Annotated in this window: 10 protein-coding genes; 1 reads left to right on the forward strand and 9 read right to left on the reverse strand. The window is 74.8% G+C overall.

The window, feature by feature from the left end; genetic code table 11:
• Positions 1–211: 211 nt before the first annotated feature.
• From BLT72_RS16385 to BLT72_RS16425, 9 genes are all read right to left on the reverse strand, one after another.
• Positions 212–1099 (reverse strand): transglutaminase family protein, encoded by an 888-nt coding sequence (locus BLT72_RS16385; RefSeq protein WP_091414118.1) that lies wholly within the window; start codon positions 1097–1099, stop codon positions 212–214.
• Positions 1096–3687: a circularly permuted type 2 ATP-grasp protein gene (locus BLT72_RS16390; protein WP_172826094.1), complete on the reverse strand. Its 2592-nt coding sequence runs from the start codon at positions 3685–3687 to the stop codon at positions 1096–1098. Before BLT72_RS16390 ends, BLT72_RS16385 begins: the two co-directional genes overlap by 4 nt.
• Positions 3684–6989: a transglutaminase family protein gene (locus BLT72_RS16395; protein ID WP_091414122.1), complete on the reverse strand. Its 3306-nt coding sequence runs from the start codon at positions 6987–6989 to the stop codon at positions 3684–3686. Before BLT72_RS16395 ends, BLT72_RS16390 begins: the two co-directional genes overlap by 4 nt.
• Before the next feature lie 89 nt (positions 6990–7078).
• The gene (gene ahcY / locus BLT72_RS16400; RefSeq protein WP_091414124.1) at positions 7079–8515 is read right to left on the reverse strand and encodes an adenosylhomocysteinase; all 1437 of its coding nucleotides are present in this window, start codon (positions 8513–8515) and stop codon (positions 7079–7081) included.
• Positions 8516–8576: 61 nt separating this feature from the next.
• Complete coding sequence (locus BLT72_RS16405; RefSeq protein ID WP_091414126.1) at positions 8577–9560, reverse strand: cation diffusion facilitator family transporter; 984 nt, start codon at positions 9558–9560, stop codon at positions 8577–8579.
• A gap of 46 nt (positions 9561–9606) precedes the next feature.
• The gene (locus BLT72_RS16410; RefSeq protein WP_091414127.1) at positions 9607–10629 is read right to left on the reverse strand and encodes an SIS domain-containing protein; all 1023 of its coding nucleotides are present in this window, start codon (positions 10627–10629) and stop codon (positions 9607–9609) included.
• A 5-nt stretch (positions 10630–10634) separates the two neighbouring features.
• Positions 10635–10823: a Trm112 family protein gene (locus BLT72_RS16415; protein ID WP_091414129.1), complete on the reverse strand. Its 189-nt coding sequence runs from the start codon at positions 10821–10823 to the stop codon at positions 10635–10637.
• A 74-nt stretch (positions 10824–10897) separates the two neighbouring features.
• The gene (locus BLT72_RS16420; RefSeq protein WP_091414131.1) at positions 10898–12250 is read right to left on the reverse strand and encodes a phosphohexomutase domain-containing protein; all 1353 of its coding nucleotides are present in this window, start codon (positions 12248–12250) and stop codon (positions 10898–10900) included.
• A gap of 62 nt (positions 12251–12312) precedes the next feature.
• Complete coding sequence (locus tag BLT72_RS16425) at positions 12313–12684, reverse strand: DUF3499 domain-containing protein (RefSeq protein ID WP_091414133.1); 372 nt, start codon at positions 12682–12684, stop codon at positions 12313–12315.
• Positions 12685–12920: 236 nt separating this feature from the next.
• Here BLT72_RS16425 and BLT72_RS16430 point away from each other — a divergent pair, with 236 nt between their 5' ends.
• Complete coding sequence (locus BLT72_RS16430) at positions 12921–13367, forward strand: metallopeptidase family protein (RefSeq protein WP_091414135.1); 447 nt, start codon at positions 12921–12923, stop codon at positions 13365–13367.
• Positions 13368–13426 lie beyond the last annotated feature (59 nt).

The raw sequence follows: 13426 nt of genomic DNA on the forward strand, positions 1-13426 counted from the left end.
TTGGTGGGCCGCGCTCACCGACCTCTCGCCCGGGTCTACCGGACCGGGCTCCGCGTCCGAGGCACCCGCCCCTGCGCGCCGCCGCTCCAGGGCCGGCGCTCGACGACCTCCCGAGGGGTCGGGGCGAGCGACGTGCGTGGGCGACCACACCTCGCCGCGCAGGGCTGCCGCGGCGGCGCCCGAGCCAGGCTGCTCCTGGCCCCGGCCGACCTCAGCCCGCCGGGTCCAGCGGCGCCATGTCCACGGAGACCTTCATCGTCGAGTGCTGGGACTCGGTGAAGATGACGCCCTTGACCGGCAGCACGTCGCCGTAGTCGCGGCCGTAGGCGACGGTGGCGTGGGACTCGTCGATGACCTTGGCGTTGGTGGGGTCGAGGTAGAGCCAGCCGCCACCGGGCACCCAGCAGCCCACCCAGGCGTGGCTGGCGTCGGCGCCGACCAGCCGCGGCCTGCCGGGCGGCGGACGGGTGGCCAGGTACCCGCTGACGTAGCGCCCGGCCAGGCCGAGGGAGCGCAGCCCCGACAGCATGACGTGCGAGAAGTCCTGGCAGACGCCGGTCCGGAGCTCCAGCAACGTGGCGACGGTGGTACCCACCGACGTCGAGCCGAACTTGTAGGTGAAGTCGTCGTGCACCCGGTGCATCAGCTCGACGGCGGCCTCCCCCAGCGGCCGGCCGGGCGTGAAGGACACCCGGGTGTACTCCTCGATCCCCGGCGGCACCTCCACGTAGGGCGAGGCGAAGGTGAAGTCGGTGGCCGACCACGCGTCCGGCTGCTCCGGCCGGACGGCCGGACGGGCCTGCTCCCAGGGGACGGCCAGCGACTCCTCGTCGGGCCCACCGCGATCCACCTCGACGTGGCTGACCGCAGTGACGACCAGCCGGCGGTGCGGCTCGGTGACGTGGAAGTAGGACTTGGCGTTGCCGTACAGGTCGTCGTGCACGAACAGGTCGCCCGGCGCCGGGTCGACGGTGATCTCGTGGCTGAGGCAGCGCTGCCAGCCGAGGTCGCGCGGCCGCAGGTGGAACTGGCCGTAGCTGGCGGTGACGTCGGCCTCGTAGGTGTAGGTGGTGCTGTGCTGGATCCGGTAGCGCCTCACGCCCCGCCTCCCCACGTCGTGTCGGCGAGCGGTTGCTGCGTCGGCGGCTGCTGCTGGTACTGGGTCCGGACCGCCTCGGAGACGTCGCGGAGCTGGTCGTGCAGGTCGGCGAGGAACTGCTCCAGTCCCGGCCGCCGCCCGCGCTCGGGCGCCACCAGGGCCGCCGGGTCCGCCGTCCGGACCCTCTCGACGAGGGTCTCCAGCAGCCGGAGGGGCCGGGCCGTCGGCGACGTCGCCGGCAGCCCCTGCAGGTCGGCGAGGACCCGGGCGAGCTGGTAGGCCACCGACCGCGGGTTGTGCTGGTCGACGACCAGCAGCTCGACCAGCGCCTCGACCCCGGAGCGGCCGCGGTAGCGCCGCCGGTAGGTGACGATCGACTCCGAGGCCGTCAGCACGGCCTCCGCGACCATCCGCTCCGTCTCGGACGCCCGCACCTCCCCGACGGTCACCCGGAGCAGCGCGACGACCTGGAGGGCGCGCTCGATCCCCCGACCCGAGTCGAGCATCGACCAGCCCGCGTCGCGCACCATGTTCTCGCTGACGATCCCCGCCAGCGCCAGCAGGCTGGAGAGCACCCGCTCGCTCGCGTCGACGAGCTGCAGGCCCTGGTCGTAGGGGTTGGCGGCGAGCGCGGCCAGCGCCCGGTCGATCTCCGCCAGCACCATCCAGACGTCCTCCGACAGCTGGTCGCGGACGCCCTGGGCGGCCAGCGACAGCGCGGCCAGGGACTGCGCCGCGGTCCCGAGGCGGTGCCGGTCGAGCAGCATCGCGCGCAGCTCGGGCATCAGCTCGGCGCCGGCTAGGAAGCCCGGGTAGGCGGTGCTCACGTGGGTCACGGCCTGCAGCAGCACCTCCAGCGCCCGCCCGTGCGTGGTGTCCAGGTCGGTCTCGATGGCCAGCGTCCGGGCGGCCAGCACCAGGCGCAGCAGGTCCTCGGCCCGTTCGGCGTAGCGGCCGAACCAGTACAGGTCGCTCAGCACGCGCGGCACCATGGCGGCCGGCGCCTGGGCGTTCCGCGGGTGCCCGGCGGCCTGCCGCGGCACGACCACCCGGGTCGCGACGACGGGCTCGCTGCTCACCACCCAGACGTCCTTGGCCAGCCCGCCGTCGGGCGCGGTGACCAGCGGCCCGTGCCGGTCACCATCCTGGTCGGCCACCCGGGCCAGCCCGCCCAGCATCGGCGTGTAGGAGGTGCCGCTGCGGACGACGAAGGAGCGCAGCACGACGTCGCGCGGGACCAGCCGCTCGGACGCCGCGGTCGGCGTCGACGACAGCGGCAGCACCTCCTGGCCGACGAAGCGGTGCGGTGCCGCGTCGATCCGGGCGAGCAGCCGCTGCCGCTGGACCTCGGTCAGGGCCGCGCCGACGACGCTGCGGCCGGCGTCGCGGCTGATGGGCCGGACGACGAGCTCGTCGAGGTGGGCCAGCACGTGGGCGCGGCCCTCCGGGTCGCCGCACCACCACGTGTCGACCGACGGCAGCCGCAGGGGCTGGCCGAGCAGCCGCTCGCTGAGCCGGGGCAGGAACGGCAGCAGGGCCGGGTTCTCGAGGATGCCGGAGCCGAGGGTGTTGACCACGCTGACGGTGCCCCGGCGCACGCACTCCAGCAGCCCGCTCGTGCCGAGCCGCGAGCCCGAGCGCAGCTCCAGCGGGTCGGTCCAGACGGCGTCGACCCGGCGCAGGATGACGTCGACCTGCTCGGGCCGGCCGATCCCGCGCATCCACACCCGGCCGTCGCGGACGGTGAGGTCGCTCCCCTCGACCAGCGGGAACCCGAGCAGGGAGGCGACGAAGGCCTGGTCGAAGGCGGTCTCGCTGTGCGGGCCGGGGCTGAGCAGGACGACCCGCGGAGCCTCCACCGTCGGGGGTGCCGACTCGACCAGCGCCGTTCGCATGGCCTGGAAGAACGGGGTCAGCCGGTGCAGGTGGGCGGCGTGGTAGAGCTCCGGCACCACCCGTGAGACCACGCGGCGGTTGACCATGGCGAACCCGGCCCCCGACGGCGCCTGGGTGCGGTCGGCGAGCACCTTCCAACCGCCCGTCCCGTCCCGGCCCAGGTCGGCGGCGGTGAGGAACAGCCGCTGGTTCTCCAGGGCCGTGGTGCCCACCACCGGCCGCAGGTACTCGGCGTGGTCGAGGACGACGGCGGCGGGGATGTCGCCGGAGGCGAGCAGCCGCTGCGGGCCGTAGAGGTCGGCGAGCACCGCGTCGAGCAGCTCGGCCCGCTGCACGACCCCGGCCTCCAGCACCGCCCACTCGCGGTCGTCGAGGACCAGGGGCACCGGGTCGAGCCGCCACGGCCGGGGCTGGGTGAGTGCCGTCGCCGCGGTGGGGGCCGGGTCGTCCACCACCGACGTGGACGCACCCGGGCTGGGGGTGTAGGTGACGTTGTCGTCCTCGAGGAGCCGGGCGACCTCGCGCTGCGCGTGCGCCAGGTCGCCCTCGACGAAGCGGTCGAGGCCCCCGAGCAGGCTGGTCCACCCCCGTCGCGCCGTGCCGTCGGGGGCGGCCAGCTCGTCGAAGCCGGGCTCGGGCGAGAGGACGTCGCCCTGGCCGGCGGTGGCCAGGTAGCGGTCGAGCAGCGTCACGGTCGCCGCTCCCGCCCGGTCGGCGGCCGTCGGCGCAGGTCCAGCGTCAACGGGTGGTCCTGCGGCGTGGTGGCCCGCCAGCCGGTCTCGGCGTCCAGGGCCGCGACGTCGATGGTGCCCGGGGTGTGCCCGAGGGCCTCGAACCGGCGGGCCCGGCGGGCCTCCGCCTCCGGCGCGCTGCCCGGCGGCGACGAGTAGGCGCGCCCGCCCGGCGGGACGACGTGGTAGGTCGCGCCGCCGAGGGAGACGCGCGCCGCGCGGTCCACCACGTCGAGGTGCAGCGGGGCGTCCACGTCCAGGGTCGGGTGCAGCGCCGACCAGGGCTTCCAGGCCCGGTAGCGGATCCCCGCGACGTAGCGGCCCGAGGTACCGGTCGGCGCCAGCGGGACGGGGCGCCCGTTGCAGGTCAGCACCTGCCGCTCGGGCACGAAACCGGCGACGGCGACCTGGAGGCGCTCGGTCGAGGAGTCGACGTAGCGGGCGGTCCCGCCCGACGCCGCCCCGTCGCCCAGCACGGCCCACGGCTCGATGGCCTGCCGCAGCTCCAGCTCGACGGTGCTGCCGTCGGCCGCCCCCACGACGGCGACGCCCACCCGCGGGAAGCGGAACTCGGCGAAGGGGGCGAGCCAGCCGGGGTCGACGTCGAACCCGTGGGCGCGGAGGTCGGCGACGACGTCGTGCGCGTCGGCCAGCGCGAAGTGCGGCAGCAGGAAGCGTTCGTGCAGGGCGGGTCCCCAGCGCACCAGCGGTCCCGTGTACGGCTCCTCGGCGAAGCGGGCGACCAGCGCCCGGACCAGCAGGGCCTGGACCAGCGCCATGTCGGGGTGCGGCGGCATCTCGAAGGCGCGGAGCTCGAGCAGCCCGAGCCGGCCGCGGGTCGCGTCGGGGTCCCACAGCTTGTCGACGCAGAACTCGGAGCGGTGCGTGTTCCCGGTGAGGTCGGTGAGCAGGTGCCGCAGCGCCCGGTCGACCCGCCAGGGCCGGAGGTCGTCGGCGGGCAGCGCGGCGATCTCGGCGAACGCCGTCTCGAGCTCGTAGACCGCCTCGGGCCGGCCCTCGTCGGCGCGCGGGGCCTGGCTGGTGGCGCCGACGAAGCGGCCCGAGAACAGGTAGGACAGCGACGGGTGGTGCTGCCAGTAGGTGAGCATGCTGACGAGCAGGTCGGGCCGGCGGAGCATCGGCGAGCGCGCCGGGGTGGGACCGCCGAGCGTCAGGTGGTTGCCGCCGCCGGTCCCGGTGTGCCGCCCGTCCAGGGCGAACGTGTCGGCGCCCAGCCCTTCCTCGTGCGCCAGCCGGTGCAGGGTGCGGGTGAGCTCGCTGAGCTCGGCCCAGCTCGACGTCGGGTGCAGGTTGACCTCGACGACGCCCGGGTCGGGCGTCACGCCCAGCGTGCGGACCCGCGGGTCGGGAGGCGGTCCGTAGCCCTCGAGCACCACCGGGGTGCCCAGCTCGGCCGCGCACTGCTCCACCAGCCGGACCAGCTCGACGAACCGGTCGAGCCGCTCCAGCGGGGGCAGGAAGACGTGCACGGCGCCGTCGCGGGCCTCCACGACGAGGGCGGTCCGGACGGTGACCTCGTCGGGGTCGGCGGCGACGGCCCGCAGGCCCTCGGTCGCGTCGGGCAGCGGCTCGTCGGGGCTCGTGGAGCCGGCCTCCCCGGGGAAGTCCGGGTCCCGCCAGGAGAGCCCGTCCAGCGGCAACCGCATCCCGGCCGGGTAGTCGCCGGGCGACAGGACGAGCCGGCCGCGCCGGGTCCGCCAGGTCGGGCTGGCCCAGTCGCCGCCGAACCAGGAGGGGGCCAGCGGCAGCGCCCAGGCCACGGGCCCGGTCTCGCCGGCGTCGAGCGCAGCCACCAGCGCCGCGTCGGGGGTCGGGGCGTCGGCGTCCGGACGGGGCCCGGCCGGTTGCCGGACCTCCGCGACCAGGGCGGCCAACGGGTCCTCGAAGCAGGGCTGGGCCTGCGCCGCGGGCAGCCCGGCCCCGGTGGCGATCCGGGCGGCGAGCGCGGCGGCGCGGGCCGGGGCGTCCGCCGTCGGCGAGCTCGGGGCGTGCGGGTCGGCGAGCAGGGCCGGGTCGCGCCACAGCGGCTGGCCGTCGCTGCGCCACACCAGGCCGATCTCCCAGCGCGGCCGCTCCTCGCCCGGGTACCAGCGGCCCTGGCTGCGCAGCACCAGACCACCGCGCGCGTACCGCTCCGCCAGCCGGCGGGCCAACCCGTCGGCGAGCCGTCGCTTGTCGGGCCCGTCCGCGGCGACGGTCCACTCCGGGGACGTGCGGTCCGTCAGGGAGACGAAGGTGGGCTCCCCGCCCATGGTCAGCTCCAGCCCGGCGGCCGTCAGCCGCTCGTCGACGTGCTCACCGAGCCGCTGCTGGTGCACCACCTGGTCCGGGGCGTAGGGGCGGCTGACCCGTGGGTCCTCCTGCACCCGGACGACGGTGGTGGAGAACTCCAGCCGGGTGTCGCCGGGCTCGGTCGCGCCGGTGATCGCGGCCGCCGACGACGGCTGCGGGGTCGCCGCCAGCGGGATGTGGCCCTCGCCGGCGAGCAGGCCCGACGTCGCGTCGAGCCCGATCCAGCCGGCACCGGGCAGGTAGACCTCGGCCCAGGCGTGCAGGTCGGCGACGTCCTCCGCCGGGGCACCCGGGGCGGGCTCGTCGGGCGCGAGCTGGACGAGGTAGCCGGACACGAACCGGGCCGCCAGCCCGAAGTGCCGGAGCGCGGCGACCAGCAGCCAGGCGGAGTCGCGGCAGCTGCCGACCGCCCGGGTCAGGGTCTCCTCGGGCGTCTGGACGCCCTCCTCCATCCGCAGCGAGTACGCGACGCCGGTGTGGACCGCGGTGTTGAGCGCGACCACGACGTCGACGGTCGACCGGCCGGCGGGGGTGCCGGCGCGCAGGGTGTCCAACCAGCCGGAGAGCGCCGGGCTGGTGGCGGTGTCCGGCCGGCCCAGGTAGGGCTGCAGGTCAGCGGTCAGCTCGTCGTCGTAGCGGAAGGGGTAGGTGCCGGCGTACGGCTCGACGAAGAAGTCGAAGGGGTTGAGGACGGCGAGGTCCGCCACCAGACCGACGGTGATGTCGAGGGTGTCGGCCGGCGTCGGGAAGACCACGCGCGCGAGGTGGTTGCCGAACGGGTCCTGCTGCCAGTTGAGGAAGTGGTCAGCCGGGCTGACGGCCAGGGAGTAGGCGACCACGGGGGTGCGCGTGTGCGGCGCGGGCCGCAGCCGGATGACGTGCGGGCCGAGGCCGACGGCCCGGTCGAACCGGTAGGTGGTGCGGTGCTCCAGCGCGACCTTGGTGCTCAACGACGACCTCCCTGACCTGCCCGGCGGGCACAGACGGGGACGGGAGCCGGACGACGACGTCCGGCCCCGTCCGGACCTGCGAGCCTGCCTCAGTAGCGGTACTGGTCGGACTTGAAGGGCCCCGTCAGCGGCACGCCCAGGTAGTCGGCCTGCTTCTCGGTCAGCTCGGTGAGCTTCACCCCGAGGGCGTCGAGGTGCAGCCGGGCGACGGCCTCGTCCAGGTGCTTGGGCAGCACGTAGACCCCGATCGGGTACTCGTCGGGCTTGGTGTACAGCTCGATCTGGGCCAGCACCTGGTTGGTGAAGGAGTTGCTCATGACGAAGCTGGGGTGCCCCGTGGCGTTGCCGAGGTTCATCAGCCGGCCCTCGCTGAGCACGATGACGGAGCGCTCGTCCTCGGTCCCGGCGTCGAAGACCCACTGGTCGACCTGCGGCTTGATCCGCACGCGGGTGGTGTCGGACCGCTTGGCCAGCCCGGCCATGTCGATCTCGTTGTCGAAGTGGCCGATGTTGGCCACGATCGCCTGGTTCTTCATCCGGCTCATCTGGTCGGCGGTGATGACGCCGAGGCAGCCCGTGGCGGTGACGAAGATGTCGATGCTCGGCAGGGCCTCCTCCAGGGTGAGGACCTGGAAGCCGTCCATCGCCGCCTGCAGCGCGCAGATCGGGTCGACCTCGGTGACGATCACCCGGGCGCCCTGGCCGCGCAGCGCCTCGGCACAGCCCTTGCCGACGTCGCCGTAGCCGCAGACGACGACCGTCTTGCCGCCGATCAGCACGTCCGTGGCCCGGTTCAGCCCGTCGACCAGGGAGTGCCGGGTGCCGTACTTGTTGTCGAACTTGGACTTGGTCACCGAGTCGTTGACGTTGATGGCCGGGAACAGCAGCTGGTCGCCGCGGAACATCTCGTACAGCCGGTGCACCCCGGTGGTGGTCTCCTCGGTGACGCCCTGGATGGCGCTGCCGATGGCGAGCCAGTCGACCCCTTCGGCGAGGCTGCGCTTGATCAGCGCGATGATGACGTGCAGCTCCTCCGGGTCGTCGTCCTCGGCCTCGGGCACCTCGCCGGTCTTGAGCGCCTCGACCGCGCGGTGCACGAGCAGGGTGGCGTCTCCGCCGTCGTCGAGGATCATGTTGGCGAGCTTGCCGTCGGGCCAGCGCAGGATCTCCAGCGTCTGGTCCCAGTACTCCTCCAGCGACTCGCCCTTCCAGGCGAACACCGGCGAGCCGGCCGGGGCGTCGGGGGTGCCGTCACCCACGACGACGGCCGCCGCGGCCTGGTCCTGGGTGGAGAAGATGTTGCAGCTGGCCCAGCGCACCTCGGCCCCCAGCTCCACCAGCGTCTCGATCAGCACCGCCGTCTGGGTGGTCATGTGGATCGACCCGGCGATCCGGGCGCCGGCCAGGGGCTTCGACTCGCCGAACTGCTCGCGCATGGCCATCAGCCCCGGCATCTCGTGCTCGGCGAGCTTGATCTCGAGGCGGCCGTACTCGGCCAGGGTCAGATCTGCGACGCGGTAGTCCATGACGACCAGCCTAGGGGCTGCCACCGACAGCGGCGCACCGCGGCCGGACGGCCGGACCGGCTCAGTGGGCGGGAGCGCCGGGCCGGTCGGGGCGCGGGTCGGGGGTGTAGTCGGCGCGGAAGACGTCGGGCTCGAGGTAGAGCGAGGTGACCATGGGCTCGGCCTGCCGGATGGCCCGCTCGGCCGCGTCGATCACGTCCGCGATCTCGGCGGCCGTCCCCGCGGCCGGGACGGCGATCTTCGCGGCGACGAGGATCTCCTCGGGGCCCATGTGCAGGGTCTTCATGTGGATGAGGCGCTCGACGCCCGGCGTGCCGGCGATGGCGCCCTCGATCCGGCCCACCGCGTCCGGGCTGGCCGACTCTCCGAGCAGCAGGCTCTTGGTCTCGTACGCCAGCGTGATGGCCACGGCGACCAGCAGCACACCGATCGCCGCGGTGCCGACGACGTCGAACATGCCGTTGCGGGTGATGAGGGTGAGCCCGACCCCGAAGAGGGCGAACGCCAGCCCGAGCAGGGCGGCGAAGTCCTCCAGCAGGATCACCGGCAGCTCCGGGGCCTTGGCCGACTTGATGAACCGGCCCAGGCTCTGCTGCCCGCGGGCCTTGTTCGCCTCGCGGACCGCGGTCCGGAACGAGAGCGACTCGGCGATGATCGCGGCGCCGAGGACGGCCAGCGGGACCCACCACCAGCGGCTGTCGACGAGGTCGCCGCCCTCGCCGGCGTGCACCTCCTCGTACTTGTGGTAGGCCTCGTAGAGCGCGAAGACACCACCGATGCTGAACAGCACGATGGAGACCAGGAACGCGAAGATGTACCGCTCGCGGCCGTAGCCGAAGGGGTGCTCCGCCGTCGCGGACCGCTGGGAGCGCTTCCCGCCGACCAGCAGCAGCACCTGGTTGCCGGAGTCGGCCAGCGAGTGGATGGCCTCGGCCAGCATCGACGAGGCGCCGGTCAGCAGCCACGCGCCGAACTTGGTCACGGCGATCGCCAGGTTCGCGGCCAGCGCCGCGACGACAGCCTTGGTCCCACCCTCGGTGCTCACGCACGGATCCTCTCAGACCCGGCGGGGGTGCTGTCGCAGGGTGAGCTCAGACCTCGACGTAGCGGCCGAGCCCGACGGCCAGGTAGACCGAGGCGAACATGCCCGTCTGGATCAGCCGGGCGTAGCGCTCGACGTCCGAGCCGTGGTGCTGGCTGACGGTGCAGACACGGATGTCCTGGTGCTCGGCCGCGGCCCGGAGCCGGTTGAGGTCCCGGCGCACCAGGCTCTCCTGGCTGCCGTCGTCGAGCAGCACGAGGGCGGGCCGGCGGTCGGCGTCGGCGGCGTCCTCGAACGGGTCGGCGAACGGGTCGCGCGGCACCTGCGACTCCAGGATCGGCAGCAGCTCGTCGGCGTGCGCGGCCAGCGCGGCCCGGCCGCTGGCCGCCCGCAGCGCCTCGGCGACCCGGCGGCCCGCCCGGGCCGCGAGCACGGTGCCGCCCCAGACCAGGGGCTGGGCCTCGGCCAGGCTGACGGCCAGGTCCTTGGCCGGGTTCTCGGACACGTCCAGGAAGGGCGAGCAGTCGGCGGCCACCTGGTCCAGCGCGTCGGCGACGGCGTCGGGGTCGACGGCGGGACCCAGGCCCAGCCGGTGCAGGCCGGCGAGCGTGACCACGGCGGCCGAGAGCGGGTCGGCGGCCGACGTGGGCAGCAGCACGGTGAAGCGGGAGGCCGCGTGCTCGGCGACCAGGGAGGACTCGGGGCAGGCGATGAGCAGCTGGCAGCCGCGCCGGACGGCCTCGTGGACCCCGGCGACCAGGCCGGTCTCGGCGCCGCCGCTGGCCATCACCACGACGAGGTCGAGCGCGCCCACCCAGCCGGGCAGGCCGTAGGCCGGCCAGGCCACGAACGGCACCGGGCAGACCGGCTCCAGCACCGCCCGGACCAGCCGGGCCTCCGACCCCGCGGCGATGACGGCCCGCGGCCGGACGTCGCTGGTCAGGGTGGCGAGCGGGCGCTCGGCGTCGGCGGCCTCGCGGCGCACCCGGGCGCCGGCCTCGGCGAGCCGGCGCAGCACCGGGTCGGCCGCGTCCAGCGCGGAGCGGTCCTCCAGCAGGGCGTCCTCGAACACGGCGGTCAGCCCGCGTCGGGTCGACGGGCCTCGTCGATCAGCAGCACGGGGATGCCCTGACGGACGGGGTAGGCCAGGCCGCAGTCGGCCGCCAGGCAGACCAGCTCCTCGCGCTCGTGGTCCACGGCGAGGGCGCCGTGGCAGTTGGGGCAGGCCAGGATCTCCAGCAGCTCGGGAGCCAGCTCGACAGCCATCGTTCTCCTTCGGTCGTGCGGTGGGCCCGGTGACGGGTGCTCGGTGCTGCGCGTGCTCGGTGGCGCGGCGCCGGTCAGCGCCGGATGAGCCCGAGGACCTCGTCGCGCAGCGACTCCATCATGGCCCCCGTGCGCGCCTCCACGTTCAGCCGGAGCAGCGGCTCGGTGTTGCTGGGGCGCACGTTGACCCACCAGTCGTCCCCGGCGACGGTCAGGCCGTCGACGTGGTCGGCCTGGCCCCGGCCGGTGAAGGCCTCCTCGACGCGCGCGATCGCGGCGGGGGCGTCGGTGACGGTGGAGTTCAGCTCGCCCGAGGGCACGTAGCGGGTGTACGCGGCGCTGAGCGACGACAGCGGCTCGTCCCCGTGGCCGAGCAGGGCCAGCACGTGGAGGGCGGCGAGCATGCCGGTGTCGGCCCCCCAGAAGTCGCGGAAGTAGTAGTGCGCGGAGTGCTCGCCGCCGAAGATCGCGTCGTGCTCGGCCATCGCGGCCTTGACGAAGGTGTGGCCGACGCGGGTGATGACGATCTCCCCGCCCAGCTCCTGCACGATCTCGGGCACCGACCACGAGGTGATCTTGTTGCAGACGACGGTGCTGCCGGGCTCGCGCTGCAGCTCGGCCCGCGCGATCATCGCCGTCACCGTCGAGGGCGTGACCACCTCGCCGCGCTCGTCGATGACGAAGCAGCGGTCGGCGTCGCCGTCGAAGACGAGGGCGAGGTCGGCGCCGTGCTCGCGCACCGCGTTCTGGGCGTCGACGAGGTTCTCCGGCTCCAGCGGGTTCGGCTGGTGGTTGGGGAAGGTGCCGTCGGGATCGGTGTAGAGGCCGATGAGCTCCAGGTCCAGCGTGCCCAGCACGGCGGGCAGGGTGTGGCCGGCCATCCCGTTGCCGGCGTCGGCGACCACGGTGAGCCGGCGGATGCCGCTGAGGTCGACCAGCGAGAGCAGGTGCTCGGCGTAGGCCGGCAGCAGGTCCTGCTCCGTCCGGGTGCCCCGCGCCGCGGCCGGCCCGGGCGGGGTCCCCTGGGCGCGCTCGGCGATCTCGACCAGCTGCGCCGGGTCGATCGGCCGGGCGCCGGGGAGGCAGAACTTGATGCCGTTGTAGGCGGCCGGGTTGTGGCTGGCCGTGAACATCGCGCCCGGCCGGTCCAGCCGGCCCGAGGCGAACCACAGCTCGTCGGTGCTGGCCAGGCCGATGTCGAGGACGTCGACGCCCCGGCTCAGCACGCCGTCGGTGAAGGCGGCCGACATCCGCTCACCGCTGACGCGCATGTCCCGGCCGAGGACCAGCTGGGCGCCGGGAGGCAGCCCGAGCACGTCGACCAGTGCCACACCGATGGCGAACGCCCCCGCCTCGTCCCACTGGGGGTCCGGTCCCTCGGTGATGCCGCGGATGTCGTTCGCCTTGAAGATTTCCTGGGTGATCATCGAGCGGCACTCTACTGATTCCCGCGGCTCGCGCTCGCCGCCCCCTCTCCGCGGGTGGCGCCTCAGGCGTCGGGGTCGGCGAGCACCGTGAGGTGCCCGCGGCGGCGCAGCTCGACGATGCCCGGCCGGGCCCGGACGGGCTCCTCGCCCGCCGGCAGCGGGTCGTAGGACAGCCCCACCTCGCGGACGGCGTCGGCCAGGGCCAGCAGGTCGTCGCTGCTGGGCCGGGGGTCCGGGTCGGCGGCGAGCCGGATGACCTCCCAGCCGCGGGGGGCGGACAGCGCCGACGCGTGCGGGCGGCACAGGTCGTAGCAGTGCGGCTCGCGCTGGGTGGCCAGCGGGCCCAGCACGGCCGTCGAGTCGCTGTAGACGTAGGTCAGGGTGGAGGTCGCCGGCTCCGAGCACCCCGACCGCGAACACCTTCGTGACCTCACCTCCGCGACGTTACCGCCCCCGGTCCGGGGCGGCGGGAGGCTCGCGTGCCCGCGTCCTCGGGGCGGCCGTCGGCGAGACCCCGGAGGCCGGGGGCCGCGCGCCACTCCACGGCCGTTCCTCGCCGCGCCCTGAGCAACCGCCGCGCGGCCGAGGACGCGCCGCGGGGTGGGCACGCGCGTCCCCGCCGCGCCCGTCCGGAGCTCCCGCGCCGCGCTGCGGACCTAGAGTGAGGGCCATGTCGAACCGCCGCCGGGACCGTCACGGCCGAGGCCTCCGGGGGCCCCTCGCCGCCCCGAACCCGCTGGCCGGCCGCCGGGCCAACCCGCCCCGGCCCGCGACGCCCGCCGAGGCCTTCCACGAGGCCGTCCACGCCGCCGTCGAGCGGGTGGCGCGGGCCAGTCCCGACGCCGTCGCCGACGTCGCCTTCGGCATCGAGGACGTGCCGACCCTCGAGCCGTCCTGGTCCGGACCGCACGTGCCGCTCGCCCTGGCCGTCGAGGCGACCCCCGACCGGGCGGCCCAGCTGGTGGTCTACCGGCGCCCGCTCGAGCACCGGGCGAGCAGCCGGCGCGGACTGCAGCTCCTGGTGCACCGCACCGTCGTCGAGCAGCTGGCCGCCCTGACCGGCCGCAGCGTCGACGAGCTCGACCCCGACGGGCTCAGCGACGAGGACGACGACTGAGCCGCACCCCGTGCACTGAGCCTGTCGAAGGGCCCCCGGGGAGCTCAGACCTCGGCAGG

The sequence above is a fragment of the Friedmanniella luteola genome, from assembly GCF_900105065.1.
Classification (GTDB): domain Bacteria; phylum Actinomycetota; class Actinomycetes; order Propionibacteriales; family Propionibacteriaceae; genus Microlunatus; species Microlunatus luteolus.